Annotated in this window: 28 protein-coding genes and 1 pseudogene; 22 read left to right on the top strand and 7 right to left on the bottom strand. The window is 38.9% G+C overall.

The window, feature by feature from the left end:
- The first annotated feature begins 133 nt into the window (after positions 1-133).
- From fabF to DIZ80_01145, 7 genes are all read left to right on the top strand, one after another.
- Complete coding sequence (gene fabF / locus DIZ80_01175; protein ID RDH86111.1) at positions 134-1,372, top strand: beta-ketoacyl-[acyl-carrier-protein] synthase II; 1,239 nt, start codon at positions 134-136, stop codon at positions 1,370-1,372.
- 176 nt (positions 1,373-1,548) lie between these two features.
- Positions 1,549-2,937: an aminodeoxychorismate synthase component I gene (locus DIZ80_01170; GenBank protein RDH86110.1), complete on the top strand. Its 1,389-nt coding sequence runs from the start codon at positions 1,549-1,551 to the stop codon at positions 2,935-2,937.
- Positions 2,934-3,761, top strand: a complete 828-nt coding sequence (locus tag DIZ80_01165) for an aminodeoxychorismate lyase (GenBank protein ID RDH86109.1) — start codon at positions 2,934-2,936, stop codon at positions 3,759-3,761. The genes DIZ80_01170 and DIZ80_01165 overlap by 4 nt, the downstream gene beginning before the upstream one ends.
- 36 nt (positions 3,762-3,797) lie before the next feature.
- Positions 3,798-4,802 carry an endolytic transglycosylase MltG gene (mltG, locus tag DIZ80_01160; GenBank protein ID RDH86108.1) on the top strand — a complete coding sequence of 335 codons (1,005 nt, stop codon included), beginning with the start codon at positions 3,798-3,800 and terminating at the stop codon, positions 4,800-4,802.
- Positions 4,802-5,422, top strand: coding sequence for a dTMP kinase (locus DIZ80_01155; GenBank protein ID RDH86107.1), 621 nt, complete (start codon positions 4,802-4,804; stop codon positions 5,420-5,422). The genes mltG and DIZ80_01155 overlap by 1 nt, the downstream gene beginning before the upstream one ends.
- 259 nt (positions 5,423-5,681) lie before the next feature.
- A complete protein-coding gene (locus tag DIZ80_01150; protein ID RDH86106.1) occupies positions 5,682-6,128 on the top strand; it encodes a hypothetical protein in 447 nt (148 codons plus the stop codon).
- A gap of 11 nt (positions 6,129-6,139) precedes the next feature.
- Positions 6,140-6,580, top strand: coding sequence for a hypothetical protein (locus DIZ80_01145; GenBank protein ID RDH86105.1), 441 nt, complete (start codon positions 6,140-6,142; stop codon positions 6,578-6,580).
- An 89-nt stretch (positions 6,581-6,669) separates the two neighbouring features.
- Here DIZ80_01145 and DIZ80_01140 read toward each other — a convergent pair whose 3' ends face one another.
- The gene (locus DIZ80_01140) at positions 6,670-7,011 is read right to left on the bottom strand and encodes a sulfurtransferase TusE (GenBank protein ID RDH86104.1); all 342 of its coding nucleotides are present in this window, start codon (positions 7,009-7,011) and stop codon (positions 6,670-6,672) included.
- 259 nt (positions 7,012-7,270) lie between these two features.
- On the opposite strand from DIZ80_01140, the gene DIZ80_01135 reads away from it, so the two are divergent.
- The 6 genes from DIZ80_01135 (at position 7,271) to DIZ80_01110 (ending at position 11,755) form a co-directional block, all read left to right on the top strand.
- Positions 7,271-8,242, top strand: a complete 972-nt coding sequence (locus DIZ80_01135) for a DNA polymerase III subunit delta' (protein RDH86103.1) — start codon at positions 7,271-7,273, stop codon at positions 8,240-8,242.
- A 3-nt stretch (positions 8,243-8,245) separates the two neighbouring features.
- Positions 8,246-8,599 (top strand): pilus assembly protein PilZ, encoded by a 354-nt coding sequence (locus DIZ80_01130; protein RDH86102.1) that lies wholly within the window; start codon positions 8,246-8,248, stop codon positions 8,597-8,599.
- 106 nt (positions 8,600-8,705) lie between these two features.
- The gene (locus tag DIZ80_01125) at positions 8,706-9,476 is read left to right on the top strand and encodes a TatD family deoxyribonuclease (protein RDH86101.1); all 771 of its coding nucleotides are present in this window, start codon (positions 8,706-8,708) and stop codon (positions 9,474-9,476) included.
- Positions 9,477-9,545: 69 nt separating this feature from the next.
- Positions 9,546-10,046, top strand: a complete 501-nt coding sequence (locus DIZ80_01120; protein RDH86100.1) for a hypothetical protein — start codon at positions 9,546-9,548, stop codon at positions 10,044-10,046.
- A 26-nt stretch (positions 10,047-10,072) separates the two neighbouring features.
- Positions 10,073-10,750: a hypothetical protein gene (locus DIZ80_01115; GenBank protein ID RDH86099.1), complete on the top strand. Its 678-nt coding sequence runs from the start codon at positions 10,073-10,075 to the stop codon at positions 10,748-10,750.
- A gap of 84 nt (positions 10,751-10,834) precedes the next feature.
- A complete protein-coding gene (locus DIZ80_01110) occupies positions 10,835-11,755 on the top strand; it encodes an oxygen-dependent coproporphyrinogen oxidase (GenBank protein ID RDH86098.1) in 921 nt (306 codons plus the stop codon).
- A 29-nt stretch (positions 11,756-11,784) separates the two neighbouring features.
- On the opposite strand, the gene DIZ80_01105 is transcribed toward DIZ80_01110, so the two are convergent.
- The 5 genes from DIZ80_01105 to DIZ80_01085 form a co-directional block, all read right to left on the bottom strand.
- Positions 11,785-14,127, bottom strand: coding sequence for a hypothetical protein (locus tag DIZ80_01105; GenBank protein RDH86097.1), 2,343 nt, complete (start codon positions 14,125-14,127; stop codon positions 11,785-11,787).
- Positions 14,128-14,187: 60 nt separating this feature from the next.
- Positions 14,188-15,606: a hypothetical protein gene (locus DIZ80_01100; GenBank protein RDH86096.1), complete on the bottom strand. Its 1,419-nt coding sequence runs from the start codon at positions 15,604-15,606 to the stop codon at positions 14,188-14,190.
- 425 nt (positions 15,607-16,031) lie between these two features.
- The gene (locus tag DIZ80_01095; GenBank protein RDH86095.1) at positions 16,032-16,589 is read right to left on the bottom strand and encodes an FABP family protein; all 558 of its coding nucleotides are present in this window, start codon (positions 16,587-16,589) and stop codon (positions 16,032-16,034) included.
- Positions 16,590-16,661: 72 nt separating this feature from the next.
- Positions 16,662-17,978 (bottom strand): two-component sensor histidine kinase, encoded by a 1,317-nt coding sequence (locus tag DIZ80_01090; protein RDH86094.1) that lies wholly within the window; start codon positions 17,976-17,978, stop codon positions 16,662-16,664.
- Between the two features lie 6 nt (positions 17,979-17,984).
- Entirely contained in the window at positions 17,985-18,710 is a 726-nt protein-coding gene (locus DIZ80_01085) for a two-component system response regulator OmpR (protein ID RDH86093.1), read from the bottom strand.
- A gap of 225 nt (positions 18,711-18,935) precedes the next feature.
- Here DIZ80_01085 and DIZ80_01080 point away from each other — a divergent pair, with 225 nt between their 5' ends.
- The 6 genes and pseudogenes from DIZ80_01080 to DIZ80_01055 all read left to right on the top strand — a co-directional run bounded on the left by DIZ80_01080 (position 18,936) and on the right by DIZ80_01055 (position 23,692).
- A complete protein-coding gene (locus tag DIZ80_01080) occupies positions 18,936-20,084 on the top strand; it encodes a long-chain fatty acid ABC transporter (protein RDH86092.1) in 1,149 nt (382 codons plus the stop codon).
- Positions 20,085-20,101: 17 nt separating this feature from the next.
- Positions 20,102-20,302, top strand: coding sequence for a DUF2892 domain-containing protein (locus DIZ80_01075; GenBank protein RDH86091.1), 201 nt, complete (start codon positions 20,102-20,104; stop codon positions 20,300-20,302).
- Positions 20,303-20,458: 156 nt separating this feature from the next.
- Positions 20,459-20,926, top strand: coding sequence for a hypothetical protein (locus DIZ80_01070; protein RDH86090.1), 468 nt, complete (start codon positions 20,459-20,461; stop codon positions 20,924-20,926).
- 154 nt (positions 20,927-21,080) lie between these two features.
- Positions 21,081-21,677: a repressor LexA gene (gene lexA / locus DIZ80_01065; protein ID RDH86089.1), complete on the top strand. Its 597-nt coding sequence runs from the start codon at positions 21,081-21,083 to the stop codon at positions 21,675-21,677.
- Positions 21,678-21,899: 222 nt separating this feature from the next.
- Positions 21,900-23,150, top strand: coding sequence for a DNA polymerase IV (locus DIZ80_01060; GenBank protein ID RDH86088.1), 1,251 nt, complete (start codon positions 21,900-21,902; stop codon positions 23,148-23,150).
- Between the two features lie 272 nt (positions 23,151-23,422).
- A pseudogene (locus DIZ80_01055) lies at positions 23,423-23,692 on the top strand (hypothetical protein).
- Between the two features lie 264 nt (positions 23,693-23,956).
- Here the strand turns inward: DIZ80_01055 and DIZ80_01050 are convergent.
- Entirely contained in the window at positions 23,957-24,481 is a 525-nt protein-coding gene (locus tag DIZ80_01050) for a hypothetical protein (GenBank protein RDH86087.1), read from the bottom strand.
- 201 nt (positions 24,482-24,682) lie between these two features.
- Between DIZ80_01050 and ppk2 the strand changes: the two genes are divergently transcribed.
- The 3 genes from ppk2 (at position 24,683) to DIZ80_01035 (ending at position 26,398) form a co-directional block, all read left to right on the top strand.
- Positions 24,683-25,720 carry a polyphosphate kinase 2 gene (gene ppk2, locus DIZ80_01045; protein ID RDH86086.1) on the top strand — a complete coding sequence of 346 codons (1,038 nt, stop codon included), beginning with the start codon at positions 24,683-24,685 and terminating at the stop codon, positions 25,718-25,720.
- 2 nt (positions 25,721-25,722) lie between these two features.
- Positions 25,723-25,938: a phosphatase gene (locus DIZ80_01040; protein RDH86085.1), complete on the top strand. Its 216-nt coding sequence runs from the start codon at positions 25,723-25,725 to the stop codon at positions 25,936-25,938.
- Between the two features lie 73 nt (positions 25,939-26,011).
- Positions 26,012-26,398, top strand: coding sequence for a hypothetical protein (locus DIZ80_01035; protein ID RDH86084.1), 387 nt, complete (start codon positions 26,012-26,014; stop codon positions 26,396-26,398).
- The last annotated feature ends 5 nt before the right edge of the window (positions 26,399-26,403 follow it).

The following is a 26,403-nucleotide window of genomic DNA, read 5'->3' as shown; positions in this document are numbered from 1 at the left end:
ATGGAAAAGGGCAGGCATAGTGCCTGCCCTTTTTTCGTTTCTGGCGTTGTAGTTTTGCCTTGCCTGTTTATGAACAGGTGTCATTATTTCTGTAACACAGAAACCCCCCAACATATAATTCTGGAGAATACTCTTGGCTAAACGTCGTGTTGTCGTTACCGGTTTAGGTATTGTTTCACCTGTAGGCAATGATTTAAAGTCTTCATGGAGCAATATCCTTGCAGGCAAAAGTGGTATATCACTTATTACTGATTTCGATACTAGTGATCAGGCTGTTAAATTTGCAGGCACCGTAAAAGATTTTGACGCTTCCGAGTATATTCCGAAAAAAGACCTGAAAAAAATGGATACCTTTATCCATTACGGCATAGCTGCTTCAGATGAGGCGATTAAAGATTCAGGCATTGAAATCACTGAAGAGAACTCTGAACGTATAGGTATTGCTGTTGGTTCGGGTATTGGTGGTTTACCTCTGATTGAAAAAAATAAAGATGCCATGGATAAAGGTGGCCCAAGAAGAATTTCACCTTTTCTTATTCCCGGCTCTATTATCAATATGATTTCCGGTAATCTGTCTATTAAATATGGCATTAAAGGCCCGAATATTGCGCTGGTTACTGCCTGTACTACGGGTACCCATAGTATCGGTATGGCAGCACGTATGATCGCTTACGGTGATGCTGATGTAATGATTGCCGGTGGTGCTGAGAAAGCCTCTTCGCCTTTAGGTATCGGTGGTTTTGCTGCTGCACGTGCTCTGTCTCGTAATAACGATAATTTTGAAGCAGCCAGTCGTCCATGGGACAAAGACCGTGATGGTTTTGTGCTGGGTGATGGTGCAGGTGTTTTAGTTTTAGAAGAGTATGAACACGCAAAAGCACGTGGTGCGAAAATCTACTGTGAAATGGCCGGTTTTGGTATGAGTGGTGACGCTTATCATATGACCAGCCCGTCTGTAGGTGGAGAAGGTGCGGCACGTTGCATGATTAACGCTATAAAAGATGCGGGCCTTAACAAAGAAGATATTCAGTTTGTTAATGCTCATGGTACATCTACTCCTGCGGGTGATGTGGCTGAAACTATGGCCATGAAAGCGGCTTTCGGTGATCACGCTAAATCACTGGCCGTGACTTCTACCAAATCTATGACAGGTCATTTACTGGGTGCAGCGGGTGGTATTGAAGCTGTGTTCTCGGTAATGAGTTTAGTTGATCAGGTAGCATCACCTACTATTAATTTAGATAATCAGGATCCTGAATGTGATCTGGATTATGTGCCAAATACAGCGCGTGATATGAAGATGGACGCAGTGCTTTCAAATTCGTTTGGCTTTGGTGGTACTAATGGTACTGTTCTGTTTAAAAAAATCTAAGTAACTATTCAGCTCGCCCTTGTAAATTCACATTTTTTGCCTGGACCTGAAGCCATACAAGGGCAACCTGAACAGTTACAGTCTGCTGCTTAATTGTTACAGGTTTAAAAGTTTAAATTAATTATCCTGTTATTCCCGATAGAAGCCTCTGGGGACAACAGCTATATAAAAAATAAATGCCTAGCTCATTAATCATTCATGCTTTAGAAAATACTCCCGATTTACTAGCGCTTCACGCCAGTAACCCCGAACGATATCCTCATTTGTTAACCAGTAATGCATCAACTGAAGAAAAATCGGATCTTGCTCGTTACGATATTTTATTTGCCTTTCCACAGCAGACGATAGAAAGTTGTTCAGGTGATTTTCTGCAGCAACTGGATCTTGCATGGCAAACTGAAAAGCTGGAAATGGAAGCGGCAGATTTACCTTTTACCGGTGGCTGGTTTTTATATTTAGGTTATGAGCTGGCACAACAAATTGAAACGGGGTTAATACTACCTGAAGCAGAAGATGCTTTACCTGTTGCATTTGCAACACGTTTTCCCGCAGCAATTATTATTGACTCGCATAATCAGAAAGCATTTATTGTTTGTGAGTCAAAATTTAACGACTACGTAAATCAAATTCAAACAGATTTAATTAATCAACTCAATAATGTAGAAGATAAATCATCGTCATCCTCGAAAGTTTCTGTTGGCAGCTCAGTGGCTTTTAATCAGGCATTTCATATTAATGATATACAGGAAGATAATGAAGAAAATTATCTTCAACAATTAGAGTTATTACATAAATATATAATTGATGGAGATGTTTTTCAGGTAAATCTATCTCGTTGCTGGAAAACACAATTAGATGATGATGTAACACATGCAAGTATTTATCATCAGTTGAGTCAGTCAAACCCCGGTCCCTTTAATGCTTTAGTTACTCTGGGTGATAAAGCGATTATCAGTTCATCACCAGAACGTCTTATACAATCTAAAAGTGGTTATTTGCAAACCAGACCCATTGCGGGGACACGACCCAGAGCCGAAGATAGTAGTACAGACAGTCAGTTATCAGATGAGTTATTAGCTAACGCTAAAGAGCAGGCAGAGCATATTATGCTTATTGATCTGGAACGTAATGATATGGGGCGGGTATGTGAGCCGGGTAGTATTGAAGTGAATGAGTTAATGGTGCTGGAAAGTTACCAGCATGTTCATCATATTGTATCTAATGTGCAGGGGCGCTTACGTCAGGGTATCACTCCGGGTCAGCTCATTGCAGCTGTATTTCCCGGCGGTACGATTACAGGCTGCCCTAAAGTGCGTTGTATGGAAATACTGGCAGAACTGGAAGGTGTGGGCAGGGGAGCTTATACAGGCTCACTGGGTTACCTGAACCATGATGGCAGTATGGATTTAAATATTCTTATCCGAACCATAACCCGCAATGGTAATAAGCTGCAATTTAGAGCCGGTGGTGGCATAGTAGTGGACTCCGACCCAAACAATGAATTGAATGAAACACGGGCTAAAGCAAAAGGGTTAATTCATGCACTGCAGACAGGGAATCAATGACTAACGTTCTAATAAATGGATTTGAAGAGACCAGTATAGATGTACGTGACAGAGGCTTTCAATATGGTGATGGTTTATTTGAAACCATCAGTTATACAAATAAGAAATTACAGTTCTGGGATGAACACATGCAGCGATTACGTAATAGCTGCAATCGTTTGTCGTTAGCGTGTGTTGATGAGTCTCTCTGGCTTGAAGATATAGACAAACTGGAGTTAGATGATAATTCAGTCGTAAAACTGATGATCAGTCGTGGTGTATCAGGTCGAGGTTATATTTACGCGGAAGGTGATAGTGTTACGCGTGTCACAGCTTCTTTTGCAATGCCGGATTATCCTGAAGAGCATCGTCAGGGTATAACGACGACTATATGTAAAACCCCTATTTCAATAAATGCTGCATTAGCAGGTATGAAACATTTAAACAGGCTGGATAATGTACTGGCTAGAAATGAATGGAATGATAGCGATATAACGGAAGGTTTCATGTTCGATAGTCACGACCATGTGATTGAAGGGACGATGAGTAATGTGTTTTGTGTGATGGGTGATGAGTTATATACGCCTTTACTGGAACGATGCGGTGTAGAAGGCGTAATGCGCCAACAGGTAATTAATATTGCTGCTGAATTAAAAATCCCGGTGAATATAGTCGATATTAGTAAACAGAATTTTTTACAAATGGATGCGGTGTTTGTAACAAACAGTTTGATTGGTATCTGGCCGGTTAAAAAAATAATAGATGATGAGGATAGTGTGGATTTTAAACAACATAAAATGCTTGATGATATTAATCATAAATTAATACAGTTAATGTCTATTTGAGGTCGAGAGTGTACCTGAAGGAACACTTACAAGAGTATGATAAAAAAATTATTAGGTTTGCTTTTAATCACAGCAAGTGCAATTGCTGTTGATTTTTATTTCTTTTTGAATAAACCATTAGGTGTAGAAGCCGAAGAAACATATAACTTTAAACCGGGCACCAGTGTGTCTGTGCTTGCGCGTGATCTTGAAAAGAAAAAAATAATATCCAATCGACTGTATTTTTCTGTGTGGTCCAGAGTAACCGGTAGTGCCAGAAAGTTAAAAGCAGGTGAATACAAGATAAGCCCTGATCTTAATACGTTGCAGTTATTTACCTTAATGCAAAAAGGTAAAGTTCGTTTATATAGCTTAACACTGATAGAAGGCCTGACATTCAAACAGATGATGAAACTGGTTAATAAATCAGAGCATCTGAGTCATCATTTACTGGAATTAAATGGTAAGCAGATCATGCAAAAAATTGGTCATGCAGGTGAACACCCTGAAGGACGTTTTTTTCCTGATACCTATCGTTTTCCTAAAGGTATGAGTGATATTGATCTGTTAAAAAAAGCCTATAGAGAAATGCAAAAACGTTTAGATGTAGCCTGGCAAAAAAGAGATAAAAACCTGCCGTTAAAATCAGCGTATGAAGCATTAACGCTTGCATCCATTGTAGAAAAAGAAAGCGCCATAGCAGAAGAACGAACGCGTATTGCGGGTGTGTTTGTAAACCGTTTACGTAAAGGTATGCGCCTGCAAACAGATCCAACGGTTATTTACGGTATCGGTGATAAGTATAAAGGCAATATTCGTTATAAGCATTTACGTACTGATACGCCTTACAATACCTATACAAGAAAAGGTCTCCCGCCAACACCAATTGCAATGCCAGGGCAGGGTGCATTAGATGCGGTTAGTCATCCGGATAAAACAGAATATATTTATTTTGTCGCCATGTCAGATCGATCGGGCAGGCACATATTTTCAACCACATTAAAAGATCATGAACACGCAGTCGATGTTCATCAACGTAAACGCAAAAAGAAAGCAAGATAATGACAAAACCAATGTTCATAACGCTCGAGGGATGTGAAGGCGTCGGTAAAACTTCGAATATGGAATTTATAAAATCCATGTTGCAGGAAAATAATATTAATTTTATAGAAACCCGTGAACCCGGTGGAACACCACTAGGTGAGTCATTGCGCGCGATGTTGCTAGGTGAAGATTTTAAAGGTATGTCAGATGATACCGAGTTAATGTTAATGTTTGCCGCGCGTGCTGAACATGTCGCTCAGGTTATCAAACCTGCATTAGAAAAAGGTCAGTGGGTATTATGTGACCGCTTCACGGATGCAACTTATGCGTATCAGGGCGGTGGCCGTCAGTTAGATATAAAACGAATTGAAGGACTGGAAAACTGGGTGTTAGGTGATTTACGTCCAGATTTAACGCTGTTACTGGATGCACCTATTTCGGTAGGGCGTGAGCGTGCTGGAAAACGTAGTACACCTGATAGATTTGAGCAGGAAATGGATGGTTTTTTTAATCGTGTTAGAGATACTTATCTTAACAGGGCAAAAGCTGATGCTAATCGAATGAAAGTGGTTGATGCGAGTGGCGATTTGCTGGCAGTGCAAAATCAAATACGTGAAATAATTAAAGGTTTCATGTGAAAATTTATTGTTATTGCGAATTATCATTGTACACACTTCAAGAGAATAAATAAAATAGTCGAAGTATGGAAAAAAAATAAAAAGCGAATTGTTGTTATGGGAGAAATGGATAACACTACAAAAAAAATTGGCAGCAACAGGTAAAAATCGTATTACCCACATTCATTTTGAGTGAATGACAAGTCAGTATTAATATTTAAAACGGAAATGAGTATTTAAGTTTTTTAAATTAAATCAATATAATATAAGGATTATATTCATGAAAATTCCGTATTTATCTTTAGTTTTTAGTTTTGCTCTCTTATTTGGCTGTTCAACAGCTCCAAAAGAAGTACCTACAGATCATTTAGAGTCTGGCCCAAATATTGAACGTCATACGGGTAAAGTTACTAATATAAGAGAAGTTAAAAAGAAGGCATCATTAGGCAAACAATTTGAAGGTGCATTTATTGGTGCACTTATAGGTGGGCAGATTGGTGGTGGTAGTGCCAGTGCGATAATGGGAACCAGTGGTGCATTTATTGGTTCTGCTTATATGGATGAAAAGCATGGTGAAGTTGTTGATAGGTTGATCTTGACTGCTGACTCTGGAAAAGAGTATGACTGCTTAGTGCATGGTCATGACTTTAAAGTAAATGATAATGTTATCTTCACTCTAGTGGAAGGTCATGTTAGCGCAATAATTCATACTAAGATTAAAAAATAACTGGAGTTAAAATGAAATTAGTTAATTTATATATATTATTAATTGTAGCTGTTTTTATGCAATTATCCGCATGTGGAACAACGCATTATTCAAAACCTGATCAAGATGCTCAGGCAAAGTTATTTAATAAAGATCCGCTTAAATCAGGTATTTATATATATAGGCCTAAAGTTCTAAATTTTAATACTGAAATGGCGGTTGAAATTGACGGAAAACATGCCGGAAATACAGAAGATGCGACATTTATATATCAATCATTAGAGCCCGGTGAACATGTTTTTGCAGCACATGGTGAAGGTACTGTAGAGATAAAAATTTCTACTAAACCGGGTGAAAATTACTATGTTAAGTTAGATGTAAGGCCGGGTCTTATTATACCAACACCTTTTCTGAAACAGGTAGATAAAAAAACGGGGCAGTCAGGAGTTAATGAGTGTCGTCTGGTTGAATAGTTAATCAGGTTATCTGTTATAACGTACATTTGTTATTTTTAATAAAAAAGCACCCATCCCGGGTGCTTTTTTGTTACAGCAATTACTAATCAATCATCAGGTTGGGGCATAGGCAAGCCAGCAAGTTTGCATACCTCGTGGGTTGGATCGGTTGGAAACAGTTTATAAATATGTTTTTCGTATTCTTTCTGGTTGTGAAAGTGTTCGTTTTTATTACCAAGTTCTCTAACCACTTTATGCATAGTCGGGCATATCTGGTTTTCTTCATAATAATCTCTGAAATAAAGAATCAGTTCCCAGTGATCATTATATAATTCTACGCCATCGTTTTTTGCTGTGGCTTCCGTAAAGTCTTCATTCCATTCACCAAGGTTTGCAAGAAAACCCTGTTCATTTGTTTCTATGTTTTGTCCGGCTACACTTAACATCATGGTCTGGGGCTCCAGTTAGTCATATGCTCGAGGGCATAGTGGGGAAGTTGTTTTATCACTTATTGGATCTACCGTTTAAGTATAGCCAGACATGTGTAAATTTTATGCCCTTATAAATAAATTCAGATTAACGGTATAAACCTTTAAATTTCTATGGTTTAATCAATTTTGCTGATTATTTACATGGTGATTTGGTTGTGTAAATAGTAATATTTTGCATTGATCATTTTGTGCATCTGAAGGAACACCCAAATATAATATGCTTTATCCCTGGCAACAATCTCAATGGCAAAAGATACAGCAACAAAAGTTATCGGCCAAATTACCTCATGCGTTATTAATGTCTGGTCCTCTGGGGCTGGGTAAGCTGGATTTTGCATTACACCTTGCCCATAGTTTGTTGTGTCAATCACCGGATGATCATGGTATTGCCTGCGGTAAGTGTGCTTCCTGTCAGTTGGTTGAAGCTGAAACTCATCCGGATCTGTTTATTTTGCAGGCGGAGGAAAGAGGAAAAGCGATTAAGGTTGATGATGTGCGACAGTTATCATCTAAGCTGAATTTAACCAGTCAGTATGGCGGGTATCAGGTTGCACTGATTGTTGATGCACATGATATGAATATCAATGCATCGAATAGTTTATTAAAAACACTGGAAGAGCCTTCCTCTGATACGGTGTTAATTCTGGTTAGTTCTAACCCGCAAAAATTACCTGTTACGATTCGTTCACGCTGTCAGAATATCAGTTTTAATGTGCCTGAATCACAACAGGCATTAAGCTGGTTAGAGAGTCAGAATATTCAGCAGGCAAATGCGCTGCTCAATCTGGCGCATGGTGCGCCGTTACTTGCGTTAGATTTACAGCAGGGTGAATTATTAGACCATCATAAACTGCTTATAAATTCGTTGCTTAATGTGGCTAAAAATCAGCCTGTAATTGAGCAGGCTGAGTTATTACATAAGCTTCCATTAAATTATTTACTTAACTGGTTATTTGACTGGGTGCAGGATTTAATTAAACTGCATCAATGCGGTGATTCTGCAACTTTAATACACACAGAGCAGCAGACAGAATTAAAACAACTGGTGACTCGATCCAGTCTGCAGGGGCTTTATGATTACCTGGATCAGTTAGTTAAAAACAAACAATTGCAATCAATTCCACTGAATTCACAACTGTTGTGGGAAGATTTGCTATTATCATGGTATAAAACACTAAAACGGGTTTGATTTATGGCAGCAGGCGGCGCTCCAAGACAGGGTATACTCTCATTAACTATTAAAGATAAAGCAGCGTTATACGCTGCTTATATGCCTTTTGTTTCGAATGGTGGGCTCTTTATTCCTACCAATAAATCATATGGTCTTGGTGAAGAGGTCTTTATGCTGTTGACCCTGATGGACGATAAAGAACGTTTGCCGGTGGCGGGCAAAATAGTCTGGATTACACCCACAGGTGCACAGGGTAATAAATCAACCGGTATCGGTGTGCAGTTCGGGCCACAGGATAATGGCCAGACCAGAACTAAAATTGAAACCTACCTTGCTGGTGCTCTGAAGTCAGATCGCACTACACACACTATGTAAACATAGTCTTAAGTCAGAAGTCCTAAGCCAGAAGTCAAAGCGGTGCGCCGTAGGCGCTGCATATTTAGGGCTTACGACTTATGACTTACGACTTAAGACTTTTTTCATGTTCTATGATTCCCACTGCCATCTAGATCGAATCGATCTAAAAGATTTTAATAATAATTTCTCAGAATTAATGGATGTTATCCAGCAAGCTCAGGTTGAGCGTATGCTGTGTGTATCGATTAGTCTGGATGAATACCCGTCTATGAAAGCGCTGGTGCAGGATCGCGATAATATTGATATCTCGGTTGGCGTACATCCCTGTGATACACAGGATGATACCGTCAAACTTCAGCAATTGATTGAGCTGGGTTCAGACCCTAAAGTCGTCGCAATTGGTGAAACCGGGCTGGATTACTATTACTCTAAAGATACCCGTGAGCAGCAATTATCCAGCTTTCAGGTGCATATGCAGGCGGCAAATGAACTGAAAAAACCCGTGATTATCCATACCCGGGATGCACAGAAAGATACGCTGGATATCCTTAAAGAAGGGAATGTAGAGACATGTGGTGGCGTATTACACTGCTTTACAGAAAGCTGGGATATGGCGCGTCAGGCGCTTGATATGGGCATGTATATCTCATTCTCAGGTATAGTCACGTTTAAAAATGCTGAAGCACTTCGTGAAGTGGCCCGGCAGGTACCCGATGATCGTTTTCTAATTGAAACTGACTCACCTTATCTGGCACCTGTGCCGCATCGGGGTAAACAGAATCATCCCGGCTGGGTAGGGCATGTGGCTGAGTGTCTGGCAGAAGTGCGGGGAAACAGTGTAGAAAACATCGCCGAGTTGAGCAAAGTCAATTATCTGCGGCTATTTGACACATAACCAGAGGGTATTTAAGCATTTATTAATGTTATAATTCACCCCGACTTTTACTTAACCGGTTAACCATTCATGAAGTTTGATATTTCACCTGAAGACATCAAAAAAGCCCGTGTTCCTCATGAGGTATTTTTAACGAACCTGATTTTCAATCACGTACTTGTTTTTGTTGCGGTTATGAGTGCGAGTTCATTGACTCACCTGATCGTGGTTATTCCTATTTTCTCAGTAGTCAGCCTGGTATATCTTTTCTGGGGTGCTCAGAGAGCTAAAACACGGGCTAGCTGGTATGTGAATGGTCATTGGCAAATTGCAGCACGTCGCAGTCGTTTCTTCCTTCTCATGCTGACAGTTGTAGGGAGCTTATTAGGTATTATTTATATGATTGCCGGTGGTGATATGAAACCCCAGCACTGGGCATTTGGTGGCGCTACGTTTTTACCTGTAATGGTGAGCGTACTGGGTTTGATTATCTTTGAGTCAGAATCATTACATCAGGCAAAAAATGCGATGTTGCCTGACTGGGTAAGTGAACGTTTTCCTGAAAATGCACCGACGCCTATTTCAGAATAAATATAAAACCAGAGTAAATATATAATATGAGCAAACATGCTTTCTTAAGTGTACTGGGTTTTACTGTTGTGGCTCTGGTTCTGGGTATATACCTGTCCTCTCTTAGTGAAAGAGAAGTGAGTTCTACCGGTTTTCCGTGGCAAATAGAAAATATGGAATCGGGGCATACCCGTGTGTTTAATTTAGTTATTGGTCAATCTACATTGAACGATGCAGAACAGTTATATAAAGAAAGAGCAAAAATAACCCTGTTTTCATCTTCTGAATCTGATGCAGTGATTGAAGCTTTTTTCAGTCAGCTTAAAATAGCCGGTCTTAAATCTAAAATGGTTATATCATTTGATCTTCCTGCAGATGAAATTCAGGCGATATACAATCGTGGTGCGCGTATTGCTACTTTAGATAGTGGTATACGTCAGGTTACTCTTCTGGATGAGGATGCAGAGCTTGTACGTCAATCAGCCATTGCATCAATTACCTATTTACCGGCTATTCACCTGGATGCTGAGTTAATTGAAAAACGCTTTGGTCAGCCAGCTGAAAAAATTCAGGATACTGAAAGTGATGCAGTGCACTGGTTATACCCGAATAAAGGCGTAGATATAGCGCTTAGCGAAACAGAAAAAGAAGTTATACAATATGTATTACCCAAAGATTTTGATGATCTTGTAAAACCTCTAAAGGCCGTTGTAAACAAAGATTAAAAAATCTTCTGTGGAGGACGAATTTTAGTTCGTGAACAATCCTTCAGAGTTACATAATAATAAAATAGCATAGGAGCCTCTCACGTGAGCGCAACAAATACTCCCCCTGATATTGAAGCCGTTAAAACCTACCTGTTACAACTACAGAAAAATATCTGTACTGCACTCGCAGAAGAAGATGGTGGAAAATCTTTTGAAGTAGATGAATGGCAGCGTGAGCAGGGCGGTGGCGGAAAAAGTTGTGTTATGGCTGATGGTGATGTTTTTGAAAGTGCAGGCATTAATTTTTCTCATGTGTTTGGTGGTAAGTTACCCGCATCTGCAACAGCGCATCGCCCCGAGTTGGCTGGCAGGTCATTTCAGGCGATGGGTGTCTCATTAGTTATACATCCTAAAAATCCTTACATTCCTACATCACATGCCAATGTGCGTTTCTTTGTAGCTGAAAAAGAAGGTGAAAATCCGGTATGGTGGTTTGGTGGCGGTTTTGATTTAACGCCGTATTATGGCAATGAAGAAGATGTTAAACATTGGCATCAAACTTCTAAAGACGCTTGTGATTCATTTGGTGAAGAAGTCTTTCCTAAATATAAAAAATGGTGTGATGAATATTTTTATTTAAAACATAGAGATGAACCACGGGGTGTGGGCGGTCTGTTTTTTGATGATTTAAATGAATGGGGTTTTGAGAAAAGTTTTGCTTTTATGCAAAGTGTTGGTGATAGTTATATTAAGGCTTATCGACCCATTGTACAAAAACGTAAAGATATGGAATATGGCGAACGCGAGCGTGATTTTCAGCTATATCGCCGAGGTCGTTATGTAGAATTTAATCTGGTTTATGATCGGGGTACATTGTTTGGCCTGCAATCGGGTGGTCGTACCGAGTCTATTTTAATGTCGATGCCACCGAATGTTCGCTGGCGTTATAACTGGCAGCCGGAAGCGGGTAGTGCAGAGGCTGAGTTATATGAAAAGTACCTTAAGTCGCAGGACTGGATTTAATGTAGTTATCCAGTACTTTAATTTTATTTTTAAAGAGAAAGGGTTTTTTCTGGTTTTCCGAGGAAATATCCCTGAGAATAATCAATTCCAATTTCTATCACTTTATCCATTACTTCCTGAGAGTCTACAAATTCAGCTATGGTCTCAATGCCGAGTTGATTCGAAAATTCTACCAGCGTTTTAGCGACAATTTCTGCATTTTTATCACTGGTTATATTTTGAATAATTGAACCATCTATCTTCAGATAATCTACATTCAGATGAATTAAATGTGTGAAGTTTGAATAACCTGTACCAAAGTCATCGATGGCTATTTTGCAGCCAAGTTTTTTTATCTCGAATATAAAATCCGCAATTTCAGAATAATTTTCTATGCCTTCGCTTTCTGTTAACTCAAGAATGACATTGTTGCCAACATTGTACTGGTTTACTTTTGATTTAAAGAAGTCGATTGTTTCCTTGTCTCTAATATCGTCAACGGTAAAATTTATTGAGATAGTTATATCCCGGTTCTTTATCATCTGAAATGATTTCTCAATCATTTGCATGGTTAATGCGGTGTATTGGCGTGTATATTTTGCAGCTTCTAGAAAGTAATAGGGCGTTATAGCTTTGTTATTATCATCTATTAGTCTAACGAGGGCTTCAAACTTATCTTTTTTTCCTGTCTTGTTATGTATTATGGGTTGAAAGTAGGGGACGATATGGTCAGTTGATAAAGCGTTGTTCAGTTTTTGAGCCCATAGAAGATTTTTCTGGTAATGCTCGGTTTCATCTTCAATACGATCAATAATAAACAGGTCTTTATTTAATTCTTTGGCCTTTTGTAACGCCTGCTCTGCTCTGGGTATTAATAACTCGCGTTCATTTTTACTAATGCCAGCAGTTATTGTCAGGCAAATTTCAAGATTTTTTATATTGTAACTGTTGTTTTGAATGTCTTTTAATAACTCAACTATATAACTATCAAATTTATCGGGTGATATCAGGTTTCGATTCAGGATGCCGAACTGATTTCCTCCAACCCGATAAAGTTTATAGTTTTTTGACAGGTTTTCGCTTACTTTAAGTCCGAAGCTGGCTAATAAATTATCACCTATTTTCATTCCATAAATATTGTTAATGGATTTAAAGTTTTTAATATCAATAATGCAAAGATTGGGGTCGATTGAGTGATTTATGTCGCGTATTAGCTTGATTCGATTTTCCAGACCAGTGCAATTGTCCCTGTATTGTGCCTTTAATAAATGACTTTTTCTTCGCACATTATATGTTACTCCGGTCAGGGTAATCAGTAATAGAGTAATTGATAACAGTAACCACTGAAGGATCTCAGGGTGCTGTTCAAGAAAAGGAGGGGGGCGATTGATGATGGTTGCCGTTTTAAGTAAATCCTGGTCCAGATTTAGTTCGAAATTATTGATTTCCGGCCAGCTTAATATGAATTCACTATTATTCTGTTTGTTTGTTTTTATATTTTCAGTTAACTCACCTCTTAATATCCTCTGTGCAATTTTCGCCGCAGATTTTCCCTGACTTTTTCCGCTTGTAATATATCCGCCCAGTATTCCCGGGAATAAATAGGCGTCTTCCATTACTATGATTTTACGGCCAGTGCTCGTTAATGCATTAATTGTTTTTTTCAGACTGAGGAGGTTGTTATTACGGTCGTGAATGCCTCCAATGGTTGTTAAGATGACAACCCCGGGCTCCATAGTGTTTAACCTGTTAAGTAATGTGTCCAGACTTGTATCGTTCAATTGACTTATATTGTAATCGTCAGAACTGTATTCTCCACTTTCTATTATTCTTCTTATGGCTTTGTCAGTTGTGCCGCCATCACCGAGGAAGGTGATATTTGATGTGTTTGTACTGATTGTTTTTGCCAGACTAATTGATGACTTAATATCTTTGTATTCAAATATACCGGCAACAGGTCTTTTTGTATCTGATGTGTCGAACTTGGTGTTGTTTATGCCTGAAAATACGATAGGTATAGTCCAGGGTAAGTCGTGATTATCTAAATATATAAATTTCAGTGCATTGTCGTCAGTGACATAAACCAGATCGGGTATGTTATGTTTGTATTTTGAGCTAAGGTAAAGTAAAAAATTATTTTTATAATTTTCAGAAGGTGAAATGTGTTTTGTATCGAGATATTCTGTTGAGTAATTTATATTGTATTCAGGTAAACCGCTGGTAAGTTGATTTTTAAATGCTTCATACTGTGACAGTGTCCATGGGTATTCCTGATGATAAGAGTGTATAACCAGTATGTTTAATTGCTGAGAATTATAATTTGCATATACTGGTGAAGAAATTAGTGTGAATATAATTAAAATAATAATATATTTGATATTTAAAGGATGCATGATTATGTTTAAAGCTCGTTATTTTTAAATATAATTTAAATTGCTAAAGTTATATAGCTGTTAAATTACAATAACCTTATCTTTCCCCGTGTTTTTAGCGGTATAACAGGCTTTATCTGCACGCTCTATAAGACTCTCATGGGAGTCGTCTTTTAAAGCATTAGTAACACCTATACTCATCGAAATTTTAAATTTTTTCCCTTTAAATAATGAAGACAGTTCATGAACACTTATTATTATTTTTTCAGCAATGTGCTGAGCTTCTACAAGGTCACAGTTACGTAATAAAATGATAAATTCATCACCACCCCAGCGTGCCACAATGTCGCGACTACGTACCTGCTTGACTAATAATTTTGCTGTTGAGACTAACAGTCTATCACCTTCTTTATGGCCAAGTTGATCATTAACTGATTTTAACTGATCAAGATCGATAAACAACAGGCATAAACCCTGATCCATACGGCGCATACCCTGAAGTGCATGAATTGTTTCCTGTTCCAGTACATTACGATTAGCAAGTTGAGTCAATGTGTCATGATGGGCAAGCCATTTCATTTGTGACTGGGATGAACGATCATGAAAGGCACCCGCCATTATTAACCCTGAAATGCTGACAAACCATAACTCAACAAGAATCAGGTAAAGGTATCCAAACGGTGCATGTTCAAATAAGTTATCGGGTAAGTTGCTGGATATAGAAAGCAGTACAATGGTGGCAATTAGAGGTGAAGAAAACGCCCCAAAAGAGCCAAAACGTATGGCACCGATCATTGTTAATGGAATGATGAATTTAATAAAAAGAGTCGATTCGATACCGCTGGACTGTAAAAAAGCAAGAGTGCAAATCAGCAGAGCAGCTAGTATAAGAGATATTTTTTCCCAGAAATGATTGAAGAAAAGTCCATTAGATACACCTGTACAGATGCTTAATATCATCCCACCAAATAATAAAATACCGATACTGTTGCCTAACCACCATAACATCATCACAGACAGTGAAGGCAGGGTTGCTGCTTCACTGAAGAAATACATTGATGTTGAGCCAATGAGAGCACTTATTATGGGCCCCAGAGTTACTATTGTTGCGAAAATAAGCGCTTCATGAAGAGAATCAAGTCGTCCGGTAAAACCAAATTTTCTGGCGATACTAAGTGGTATAACCGTTTCTAATATTGCCGCTATACCTGAAATTATCGCAACCTGGAATGGTAAACCGGTATAAAAACCTAATAACAGCATGCCAGCTAAAACACCTGGCCATAACCTGAAACCAAATATTAATAGACAGGCGAAAGTCAGACCAGATGCTGGCCAGATAGATGATACACCTGTTTGTGCTGATTGAAGTTGCAGGCCTGATACACCCATTAAGAAGAATAAAAGGGAAAAAATTACTATCAGACTCAGATTTTTGATGGTGAAAGGGACTGCAAATTCTTTTAGAAAGCCGGGGGTCTTAGTCATTTCCATATACATACTCTCTACATATAAAATAAGACTAGTTCAATATATGGAAATTTCCAGTATTAATAATATGAGTATAGGGTGGTGATTGCCTTATATTTAGCTTAATTCTGAGTTGGTATATGCATTGAATTATTTTTTAAAGCATTGAAATATAGATTACCTTTTCAGATAAAAGAAAATACATTCTGGTTATCTATATGAATAACAAGAGCATATGTTCTTCTGGAGTAATATGCAGTTAATAATTACTGATATATGAGTGAAGGTCTTTTGATTGTGCAGGTGAATTATTGCTATTACAGTAAATCTTCATGAAAGATAAGATCCTGTTTATCCTGGCAGTATTGGCCGCTGCTCATTGCTATTGTTGTTAAGTGTGAACTCAATGTACCCCATACCGATTAAGAGTATGGGATACATTATGCCGAGGTACATTATATTTTTTGTAAGGTATTTTGATCTGTGTGGTGAAATATAGCTTCATTGATGGGAATCCATAAACGGGTATCTTCTTTATAACTAAAACTACCTTCATCATGAATCTCTACATCCAGTACATATTCTTTAGTTTTATAGGTTTCATCTAAATACTTATTGGATAATATGCCATAGGTTTCAGAGCCAACTTTAGCTTCCAGATGAAAACTTTTGCTATTTTCTTCTGCATCGCCACCTGCATTAATTAATACGCCACGCGGCACCATAAAACAACGTAAAACCTGTTTGTTGCCAGCATCCCATAACCAGTAACCAACTTCTTCATGAAAGGCGTCTTCCTCTCCCAGGCGCCAGGCAGTCATTGAGTAACGCAGACCATATAACTGCTGCGGACCGTTATTTACTGGACCAAGAGGGGCAAAGATAACCCTTTCACGATATTTTGTCTCTGTTTCCTTACTTTTGATTCTGGAAATATCAATGCCTTTATCGCCTTCCCATGTGCCGGCAAGGGTAGCCAGTGGACCAAGATTTTTAATGATTTCATCACTCATGTCTTTTCCTTATGATCATATTATTGGTGTATTTTACTAGATTATTAAACATAGACGATAGACAGGGGAATTTCAAATTAAGCGTTTTAATGGAATGGCAATTTCTGCCACAGTACCACCATTTTTTCTTCCATATAATTTTATTTTAATGTTATTAATTTCAGCAAGTTGCAATGCAATACTGAGGCCGAGGCCGGTACCGCCGGTTTCTAAATTCCGTGATTGTTCAAGTCGGTAAAAAGGCCTGAATACGGCTTCAATTTCATCCGCTGGAATACCCGGGCCTCTATCTTTTATTTTTATAATTGCGAAGTTATCTTTTAATGAATAGTTAATATTAACCGGATGTTCTTCTCCATAACGTACGGCATTTTCTAATAGATTAACAATGATGCGTCTTATCGCCATGGGGTTATTTATCAGAGTGCAGGGCTCAGCGATTTTCCATTGTATCTCTGCGCCACCACGTCTTGCGCAATTAACCAGGTCATCGAGTGTCTCGACTATGTCAATATTCTGTTGCTCGCCTTTTTCAAGCGTTTTGCTTAATTCAAGAAACTGTCCAATCAGACAGTTCATCTGTTCTACATCGCCTCGTATACCATCCACCAGAACAGGGTCGGCATTCGCAGGTAACATTTCAAGTGCCAGTTGAATACGTGCAAGGGGGGTTCGTAGATCATGAGATATGCCCGCCAATAGTGTCGTGCGATTACTTAATAACTCCTTTACCTGTACGGCCATTTTATTAAAGCTTTTTGCCAGAGTTGCCATCTCTTCAGCTCCGGTTTCCGGAACCAGTTCAGGTTGTTCACCACTACCTATACGTAATGCATTTTGTGATAAACACTCTAGAGGAGTAGTTAAGTGACGAACGATTACAGCCGCAGTAACTAATATTGCCAAACCACCTACAGAAAGTAATAATATCAAAACTAATGGTGGTTGAGCATTTATATGAGAGCTGGAAAAACCTATACGTATATCCTGTTTATTAACTCTGAAATTAGCCCAGTACCAGTCAATATCGTTATCATCTTTTGAAATTTTAAGATGTACTTCCTGCCCCGTTAATGACTCAAGTGAAGATTCAAGAAAATAATAATAAGGTAGAGGTTTAAAGTTTACAGATCTTAGTTGCTGGCTTCCGGCAATATTTAGTTTATATTTTTCAAATAAATGGTGTTCAAATTCAATTCGTTCTTCCATGGATATTTCTGACCATCTATTTGCACTGAAAACCATTAATGCAGCAAGATCATTTGCAGATTGTTTACCCACGGGTACTAACATGAAATAGCCAATAATACTAAATGCAAATAATAAATAGGCAACTGCGACAGTTGCAATCATTGCTAATGTTCTGGCAAACAGGGTTTTTGGTAACATTATAAATTAGTGTTCTTCGGGGTTAGGTGTGAACAGGTAACCCTTACCCCATACTGTACGTATGTAAACAGGTTTTGTAGGGTCGGCTTCTATCTTTCTGCGCAGTCGTGTTATGCGTACATCAATGCTACGATCAAAGGGCTGATGTTCATAACCTTTAAGTAACTGTAGTAATAAATCACGGTTTAGTAATCGATTCGGGTTGTTAACAAAGACTTCTAATAAGGTAAATTCACCGCTTGTTAATATCACTTCTTCATCATTGAGAAATAATTGCCGACTTTGGCTGAGCATGCGGTAATGATCAAATTTCTTTCCATTAGTATCTGGTGCTGGTTTATCCTTACCAGTGTTACTGCGCCTTAAAACAGAGCGAATACGCGCTAGTAATTCTCTGGGATTAAAAGGCTTGGATAAATAATCGTCAGCGCCAACTTCTAACCCTACAATGCGATCTACTTCATCACCCCGTGCAGATAGAATAATAATGGGAATATTTTTGTTACTGCGAATTTTCTTTGCAAGTGTCAGGCCGTCATCACCTGGTAGCATAAGATCAAGAATGATCAGGTCAGGTGCCGATTTCTCCAGCTGTTGAAACATTTCGCTTCCATTTTTTACTGCCTGTATTGTGTAACCATTTTCAGATAGATAACGCTTAAGCAGGTCACGTAATGCCTTATCGTCATCCACTATCAGTATTTTTTCCAGTTTAACGTCAGAATTACTCATTAATCGGGCTCTTGTAACAATTTGTTACATTTTATTTAGTTTTAGAAATAACAGGGAAACATGTTTTCTGCATGCTTTAACAATGCATTTTTAAGCAAAGGTAGCATACAACTACCTGATACTAAAACGGAAGAAAAAACATGAAATCCAGCTCAATCAATAATTATGCACTTAAGTTGGTAAATAAAGTAATTCAAAAAATATAATTAAATGAGGATAGTAATGATGAATAAAAATTTGACCGGAGTAGCTGTATTTACAGCTCTTGTTAGCTCAGCTTCTGCAGTATATGCAACTAATGGTGACCAGATGTTAGGTACTACTGCAACCCAGTGGGGTATGGCCGGGGCAGTAGTCGCTGCGCCTCAGGATAGTGGTACCGTATTAACCAATCCTGCAGGGCTTTCGTTATTAAATATTGAAGATGTTCGTTTTGATATGGGATTTGGTTTTCTTAATCCACCGCGCAAAGCAAATGGCACAGATAGTGACTCAAATTTATACTTAATACCATCCGGTGCTTTTGCTTTAAAAATAGATGATAAGTTAACTTTCGGTATGGGTATGGCGGGTTTGTCTGGTATGGGGGTGGATTTTGCCGATATTATGCCAGGTGCTCCAGGTAATCAAAACGTGGTTACAACCAAACAGTTCTATAAAATTGCTCCTGGTTTTTCATATCAGATGAATGACAATCTGGCATTAGGTGCGGCTTTAAATATCGATTACCAGAGTCTGGCATTAGATAATTCACAAATGCACCTACCTCAAAATCAGGCTTATGGTTTTGGTCTTTCACTGGGTCTGATTTACAAGTTAAGTGATGCCATGCAGCTTGGAGCATCTTACGTTAGTAAACAGTCTATGGGATCATTTGACTGGAACGCAACAACGGGTTCGTATTCGATGACAATGGATGCACCGGAAACATTGAGCGTGGGTTTAGCTTATCAACCGGGTGATGGTTTGCTGATTGAGGCAGATATAAAATATATTGGTTTCTCAGATGTTTTAGATAAAGTCGCTTTTGATACACCTGCAGGCCCTGGAATTATGAATTTTGGCTGGGATGATCAGGTTGTTTTTGCGCTGGGTGTACAAAAACAGATTAATGAAAAAACGACATTACGCGCCGGGTTTAATTATGGTGAATCACCTATAGGTGAAGAAGATGTTGATAACAATATAGGTTCGCTGGCAATTACAGAAAAACACCTGTCTATTGGTGCTACTCATAAGTTAGGTAAACGCGTTGAAGGTTCAATTTCTTATCTGCATGCATTTAATAATGAAATGACATCTAGTAGTGGATCAGGAAATGTTATTGAGCTGGAACAGAATATAATTAATTTTCAAGTATCTTATAAAATGTAATTTTGGAGAAATAAAATATGACTGTAGATAAAATTGTACACCTGGTTGCTGGTATAATGATACTGGTTAGTATTGCATTATCACACTTTGTTCATCCTTACTGGATTGGTCTGGCCGCTTTTGTTGGTCTCAATCTGGCGCAAAGTGGAATAACAAATTTTTGCCCTTTATCCAGTATCTTAAAAAAAGCAGGTGTGAAAGACGGTAATTGTTGTTAAAAATTATTTAGATAAATCAGGATGATTCATGTTACAGAAAAAACTTAAAGTAATCGCTTCAATTCTCTGGTTTGTTACGGCGCTTATTATTTTTTATCTGATAAGTGCATAAGCATTTATCAGAAATTTAATTGTTAAATATATATGAGGAAAATTATGTGTAAATTATGTTGGGCATTATTGTTGGGGGCGCTTCTTATTGTTGGTGCCATGGCATATAAATTTATTATTTCTGGTGAAACACTTGAGTCAAGTGATGGCAGGCAGTCATTAATGCTGGAAGAGGGTGAAAGAGATCTGGTTTTAACAGAAATGCGAATGTTTCTTGATGCGGCGCAGAAAATTGTTCAGGCGGCAACAGAAGATGATGCTGAAGCGATTGCAAAAGCGGCTAGAGTGGTTGGTCGAGCCGCGCAGGAAGCTGTGCCCGGTTCACTGATGAAGAAGTTGCCACTGGAATTTAAAAAGCTGGGTTTTGATACGCATGCCAAGTTTGATCAGCTGGCAATGGATGCTGAGCAGTTTGGTGATCCGGCTACCAGTTTAAAGCAGCTTTCTGTTTTGATGCAAAACTGTGTTGCCTGTCATGCAGGTTATCGGGTTGACGCAATACCGGCTAAGTAAATAAAAAACACCGTAATTGCATGTTATGTAATTGCGGTGTTTTTACCGATAGCTGTTCTGGCTAAAGGTCTTTTCTGAAGTAGTTAAAATCATTACTTGATATTTTTTCAAACATTCTCTATTCTTTCTCTAATGAGAATGTTTAGAGAATATTATGCTTACCCATAGCCAACAGCGCACCCTTGATTTTATACAGGCTTATATTTTGAGAAATGGCCATGCCCCAACATACCCTGAAATAGCCGAAGGCATCGGTATACAGTCTCAGGGCACGGCACACCGTTATGTGAAAGCGTTATTGGAAATGGGTTATCTGCTTAATGAAGAAGGTTCTCATCGAGGTCTGCGTCTGCCGAATGATGAAATGGAGCAGGGCATGTCGATTCCTCTGTTAGGGCGAATAGCGGCGGGTCAGCCAATTGAAGCAATAGCGGGTCATGATGGTATCAATCTAAATCAGATGTTTGGTGGTGATAACCGTTATGCGCTTAAAGTCGATGGTGAGTCGATGGTTGAACTGGGTATTCTGGATGGTGATACGGTTGTGATTGAATCGTGCAGTACGGCCTCTAAGAATTCGGTCATAGTGGCATTGATTGATAATTATGAAGTGACCTTAAAAATTTATCGTCCGTTATCACATGGGCGTATTAAACTGATTCCTGCAAACTCAAGTATGGAGCCAATGACTTATCCGGCAGATAGAGTGCAAATACAGGGTGTGTTAGTAGGGACACTTCGTACTTATTAATTTAAAAATATTTCATCACGTACGCTTGTCATACTCGGGGACAGACCTTGCTTTTTAAGCTCTGTCCCCTGTGGTAATTCCGATCAAGCTAACAGTGTAGAGAACTGACTCCGAATCGTGTCTGTGGAATCATAACAGGGGGCAGGGCGCAAAAAAACAGCGACCTTTCCCCGAATATGACAAGCGTATGCATAATCACTTAATACCGTTAAAGGTTTTATCATGCAGGACTTTAACAAAGTTTGTCCTATTCACTGGCAACGAGCCATTGCGCTTATTGATATGAACTGTTTTTTTGCTGCAGTTGAAGCACGTGATTTTCCTGAATTACGCGGACGTCCTGTTGCCGTTACTAATGGTAATAAAGGAACATGTATTATTACCTGTTCATATGAAGCAAGAGCATACGGTATTAAAACCGGTATGCGTCTGAAAGAGGGGCGTAAGTTATATGCCGATTTAATTCAACGACCATCTCGTCCCCATGTTTACGCACAGACATCGGGGAAAATTATGCAGGCAATTAGTCGTATCTGTCCTGATATGGAAATATTTTCCGTTGATGAAGCTTTTATTGATATGACTTGCTGTCAGAAACTACACGGTTCACCCGGACGTATCGGGTATTTATTAAAACAGGCTGTATATGAAGCCTCGGGCCTGCTCTGTTCTATTGGCATCAGTGGAGATAAAACCACAGCAAAATATGCAGCCAAATTAAATAAACCAGATGGTTTTACTGTTATTCCACCCTGGGAAGCGCGTCAGCAGTTGGCAGATGTAGCGGTGACAGAATTGTGTGGTGTTGCCAGAGGCGTTGGCCGTTTTCTGGCTGAACGAGGTGTATTCGTTTGTGGTGACATGCAGCACTTACCAATAGGTGAACTAGCGCAGCGTTTTGGTAACCCGGGGCGGCGTATCTGGTACATGGCACAGGGAGAAGACCCGGAGCCATTACATCCGGATGTCGCTGATCCTAAATCAATCGGACATGGCAAGGTATTACCACCCAATACAGTCAATAAAGATATATTATTAACGTATTTAATTCATATGGCAGTAAGGGTGACTGCTCGTTTGAGGCGTCATCATTTGCAAGCATCAGAGTTTTTTATTGGTTTACATGCCAGTAATAACTGGGTAGGCCGAAAAGTGAAATCACCTTATTTAACAAGTGATACCCAGTTGCTTATTCGTCTGTGTCAGTTTGTGCTTAATGAATACTGGAGTAACCAACCGGTATATCAGGTACAGATAACCGCATTAAATCCGCAGCAGGAAAATGCTCAGATGGATTTGTTTTATGAGCCTGAAACAACTGAAAAACAAGCTAAAGTAGATGGCGTGATGGATGAAATTAATAACCGTTATGGTGAGTGTACACTCGGCCCGGGACGCTTAATTAATAAATCAGAAATGCCGAATGTGATAGCGCCTTCATGGAAGCCCAGTGGACATAGACAGTCGATATGAGGAAATAGATGCCGCTGTTACGACACGTTTCCCTCGGGGACAGACCGCTGTTTTTTGGCGCTCTGTCCTCTGATTGAGACCACCAATAGCTGACAGTGTAGTTAGCCTACTTTGTAAAACTCTTGATGGCACCATAACAGGGGACGGAGCTCAAAAAGCGAGGTCCATCCCCGAGGGAGATGGACCATAGCAGGGGGGACTTTTATCAGTTAATTAATCTGAAAGATACTCTTGTTTAGTAAGTAATAAATATAAAATTTAAGATGTAAATTATGTGTGGTGGTGTTGAATATATTTATCAGGGTGAAAAAAAGCGGGTTTATTTTCCTAATCCGCAGGCGTATTTACCTGTGCGTTTAAAAAATGCCGGAATTGATTATTTACCCTGGGGGCGGCGTAAGCAACAACTGGGGCAATTACCCATGGGGGGCTGGGCACGCCATGATTCGATTAAACAGGGTGTATGGGATAAGTGGTTCCCTAAACCCGTGAAAATAATCGTCTCCCGGTTTATGGAAAAAGACATGGAATCGAATAGTCACTGGTTTGAGTTACCCAAAGGGCAATGGATACAGGGCTTGATCGCACATAATGGAAATGAGAGACGAATTTATGTGGTGACTATCACGCCGATAATGGAAGATGCGGTGCATGATCGCTGGCCGCGTATTATGAGTTGAGAATTAAACGCTTATTGCCACCGAGACACAGAACTTTTCAGGTTGAGCTTCAACTCGACCTGTTTATAATTTATATATCTTTTTCTCTGTATTCCCGGTATCTCTGTAGCAAAATCCTTAATCTATTCACCTGCAAATCATCCGATGAAAATAGGTTCCTTTGCATTTAGCACACGGAGGAATATGGCCTGCTTTATGAAAATGCAGGTTTTCACCACATACATCACAAACGAGAACACCAGGTCCGGTAATTTCACCTGTATGATATCGTGCATTTTCTGCATCAGCCTTAAGCTGTGCCAGTTCAATAGTCGTCTGGTCGGCGGCTTGTTTGAAAAGATCAAAAAGATAGGTTTCAATAATATCAGTATCAATGGCAAGCCATTTTTTAAAGTCATTGTTACCTTCAGACATATAATTAGCAGCTTCTTTAAGATCTCGCTTAAGGTACTTTGAGATCTTTTCAGATTCTTCTTTTGTAAGTTCATCCAGCTCAGATAAAGCTTCACTGCTTTTATCAATTAATTTATGCAATAACGGGCCGGTTTTACCCTCAATAAGCTTGAATTCCTTCATGCTTAGCTTTAGCAGTTTTTCGTAAGCCTCGCTCATACCTTCAGTAGGAAACGAATCAGGTGATTTTTTACTCATGGCATTTTCCTCATTTACACACGTTAAGTTTAAGTCTGAAAAGGGCTTTTCTTATTGATCTTTGACAATATAATTTTGAGCTTAAAATCGTGTTTTAGCAAGAAGTTGCTACAAATCAAGGGAATGTTCACAAATGCAAAAATACGATATAGAAGGTCTATAATTTGAAGATGAATTAATATTCTTATATGGGGAAAATAGATGACAAATGATGCCAATTTCAGCATGCCAAAAATATCTGCAGACAGGGAAGATCAGACACTAACCGAATCAGCTAAAAAGTTAGGTAAAGGCAAGATATTTCCAGATGCTAACTACCCATATACATCAAAGATGAAACGAGATGAGTATGAATCGTTAAAGAAGGAATTACAGATAGAGCTGTTAAAAATGCAGGGCTGGGTGAAAGAAACCGGACAGAAAATTTTGATTTTGTTTGAAGGGCGAGATGCAGCAGGTAAGGGAGGCACAATAAAACGTATGATGGAGCATATGAACCCTCGTGGAGCTCGTGTTGTTGCACTGGAAAAGCCAACTGAATTTGAGCAGGGGCAGTGGTATTTTCAGCGATATTTACAGCATATGCCCAGTGCAGGTGAAATAGTGATGTTAGATAGATCCTGGTATAACCGGGCGGGTGTTGAGCGAGTGATGGGTTTTTGTAAACCGGGTGAATATCTCGAGTTTATGCGCCAGGCGCCAGAGTTAGAGCGAATGTTAGTTCGCAGTGGAATTAAGTTATATAAATTATGGTTTTCAGTGAGCCGTAATGAACAGTTTCGACGTTTTCAGGGGCGCAGACGAGATCCGTTAAAACAATGGAAATTAAGCCCGATTGATCTGGCATCTCTGGATAAGTGGGAAGATTATACAGAAGCCAAAGAAGCTATGTTTTTCTATACGGACACAGCAGATGCGCCATGGACAGTTGTTAAATCAGATTGCAAGAAACGCGCGCGTATTAATGCCATGCGTTTCCTTCTAAACGATCTTGATTACCCAAATAAGAATGTCAATATTGCCAACTCTCCAAACTCTTTAATTGTAGGGTCAGCTGAAACAATTTATGAAGCAGGAGAGCACAGGTTAGAAAAGCCACCTATTGTTACAGATTTAACCGATGAAATGAAAGCAGAGAGTGAAAAACCGGTTCCAGAGAAAGCCAAAATCAGGACTCGAAAAGACAATAAGAAAGCACCAGAGGTTGAAGATGAAACCACAACAGAAAAGGCTAAATAGTCATGCATAAAACAGAACATGCACAAAAAATTACAGATCGTTTCCGTGATTTAGTTCAACAGACAGGAGATTCTTTATCTGTAGAACATTATGATGAGCTAACACTGTTAATAGAGGCGGGTATTGATACCGCATTAGTCGAACACTTAGAAAAAATGGCAGATAAATTACAGAAATTATCTAATGAAGTAAGAAAAGATGCGGAGTACTTTGATTAAACCTGTATAGCTGTGATTGTCAGGTAAAATTAATATAAAAATAGGCATAAAAAAGTCTGAATAGAGACGAAATATGAAATATAAAACAGCTGAAAAATATCTGTTGAGTAAACCTGAATCGAGGAAAGATTTTCCGTTTGGGCCTGATGTAGCAGTGTTTAAGGTTAAAAGTAAGATGTATGCAACATTATCTAAAAGAGATGGTGTTGCTAATATGAATTTAAAATGTGAACCCTATAGAGCCGCAGCATTACGTGATGTATTTGAAGCGGTGATACCCGGTTATCATATGAATAAATTACACTGGAATACTGTAATTTTAGATGAAAGTATCCCGAAAAATGAAATTAAAAAGATGATTGATCATTCATACGCGCTGGTTGTAAATGGTTTGAAAAAAACGGAGAAAAATGCCTTACTTTTAGCTCATTCTGAAGCTGAAATATTCAAAGAATTGTAAGTTAT

The sequence above is a fragment of the endosymbiont of Galathealinum brachiosum genome (assembly GCA_003349885.1).
GTDB lineage: Bacteria > Pseudomonadota > Gammaproteobacteria > SZUA-229 > SZUA-229 > SZUA-229.
The sequence above is the reverse complement of the archived record's forward strand: the minus strand, read 5'-3'. Positions and strand labels throughout refer to the sequence as shown.

Bases quoted from the DNA above. Each gene is read 5' to 3' on its own strand.
- DIZ80_01170 (RDH86110.1), top strand. From the start codon at position 1,549: ATGCCTAGCTCATTAATCATTCATGCTTTAGAAAATACTCCCGATTTA.
- DIZ80_01165 (RDH86109.1), top strand. From the start codon at position 2,934: ATGACTAACGTTCTAATAAATGGATTTGAAGAGACCAGTATAGATGTA.
- mltG (RDH86108.1), top strand. From the start codon at position 3,798: ATGATAAAAAAATTATTAGGTTTGCTTTTAATCACAGCAAGTGCAATT.
- DIZ80_01155 (RDH86107.1), top strand. From the start codon at position 4,802: ATGACAAAACCAATGTTCATAACGCTCGAGGGATGTGAAGGCGTCGGT.
- DIZ80_01150 (RDH86106.1), top strand. From the start codon at position 5,682: ATGAAAATTCCGTATTTATCTTTAGTTTTTAGTTTTGCTCTCTTATTT.
- DIZ80_01145 (RDH86105.1), top strand. From the start codon at position 6,140: ATGAAATTAGTTAATTTATATATATTATTAATTGTAGCTGTTTTTATG.
- DIZ80_01140 (RDH86104.1), bottom strand. From the start codon at position 7,011: ATGATGTTAAGTGTAGCCGGACAAAACATAGAAACAAATGAACAGGGT.
- DIZ80_01135 (RDH86103.1), top strand. From the start codon at position 7,271: ATGCTTTATCCCTGGCAACAATCTCAATGGCAAAAGATACAGCAACAA.
- DIZ80_01130 (RDH86102.1), top strand. From the start codon at position 8,246: ATGGCAGCAGGCGGCGCTCCAAGACAGGGTATACTCTCATTAACTATT.
- DIZ80_01125 (RDH86101.1), top strand. From the start codon at position 8,706: ATGTTCTATGATTCCCACTGCCATCTAGATCGAATCGATCTAAAAGAT.
- DIZ80_01120 (RDH86100.1), top strand. From the start codon at position 9,546: ATGAAGTTTGATATTTCACCTGAAGACATCAAAAAAGCCCGTGTTCCT.
- DIZ80_01115 (RDH86099.1), top strand. From the start codon at position 10,073: ATGAGCAAACATGCTTTCTTAAGTGTACTGGGTTTTACTGTTGTGGCT.
- DIZ80_01105 (RDH86097.1), bottom strand. From the start codon at position 14,127: ATGCATCCTTTAAATATCAAATATATTATTATTTTAATTATATTCACA.
- DIZ80_01100 (RDH86096.1), bottom strand. From the start codon at position 15,606: ATGTATATGGAAATGACTAAGACCCCCGGCTTTCTAAAAGAATTTGCA.
- DIZ80_01095 (RDH86095.1), bottom strand. From the start codon at position 16,589: ATGAGTGATGAAATCATTAAAAATCTTGGTCCACTGGCTACCCTTGCC.
- DIZ80_01090 (RDH86094.1), bottom strand. From the start codon at position 17,978: ATGTTACCAAAAACCCTGTTTGCCAGAACATTAGCAATGATTGCAACT.
- DIZ80_01085 (RDH86093.1), bottom strand. From the start codon at position 18,710: ATGAGTAATTCTGACGTTAAACTGGAAAAAATACTGATAGTGGATGAC.
- DIZ80_01080 (RDH86092.1), top strand. From the start codon at position 18,936: ATGAATAAAAATTTGACCGGAGTAGCTGTATTTACAGCTCTTGTTAGC.
- DIZ80_01075 (RDH86091.1), top strand. From the start codon at position 20,102: ATGACTGTAGATAAAATTGTACACCTGGTTGCTGGTATAATGATACTG.
- DIZ80_01070 (RDH86090.1), top strand. From the start codon at position 20,459: ATGTGTAAATTATGTTGGGCATTATTGTTGGGGGCGCTTCTTATTGTT.
- lexA (RDH86089.1), top strand. From the start codon at position 21,081: ATGCTTACCCATAGCCAACAGCGCACCCTTGATTTTATACAGGCTTAT.
- DIZ80_01060 (RDH86088.1), top strand. From the start codon at position 21,900: ATGCAGGACTTTAACAAAGTTTGTCCTATTCACTGGCAACGAGCCATT.
- DIZ80_01050 (RDH86087.1), bottom strand. From the start codon at position 24,481: ATGAGTAAAAAATCACCTGATTCGTTTCCTACTGAAGGTATGAGCGAG.
- ppk2 (RDH86086.1), top strand. From the start codon at position 24,683: ATGACAAATGATGCCAATTTCAGCATGCCAAAAATATCTGCAGACAGG.
- DIZ80_01040 (RDH86085.1), top strand. From the start codon at position 25,723: ATGCATAAAACAGAACATGCACAAAAAATTACAGATCGTTTCCGTGAT.
- DIZ80_01035 (RDH86084.1), top strand. From the start codon at position 26,012: ATGAAATATAAAACAGCTGAAAAATATCTGTTGAGTAAACCTGAATCG.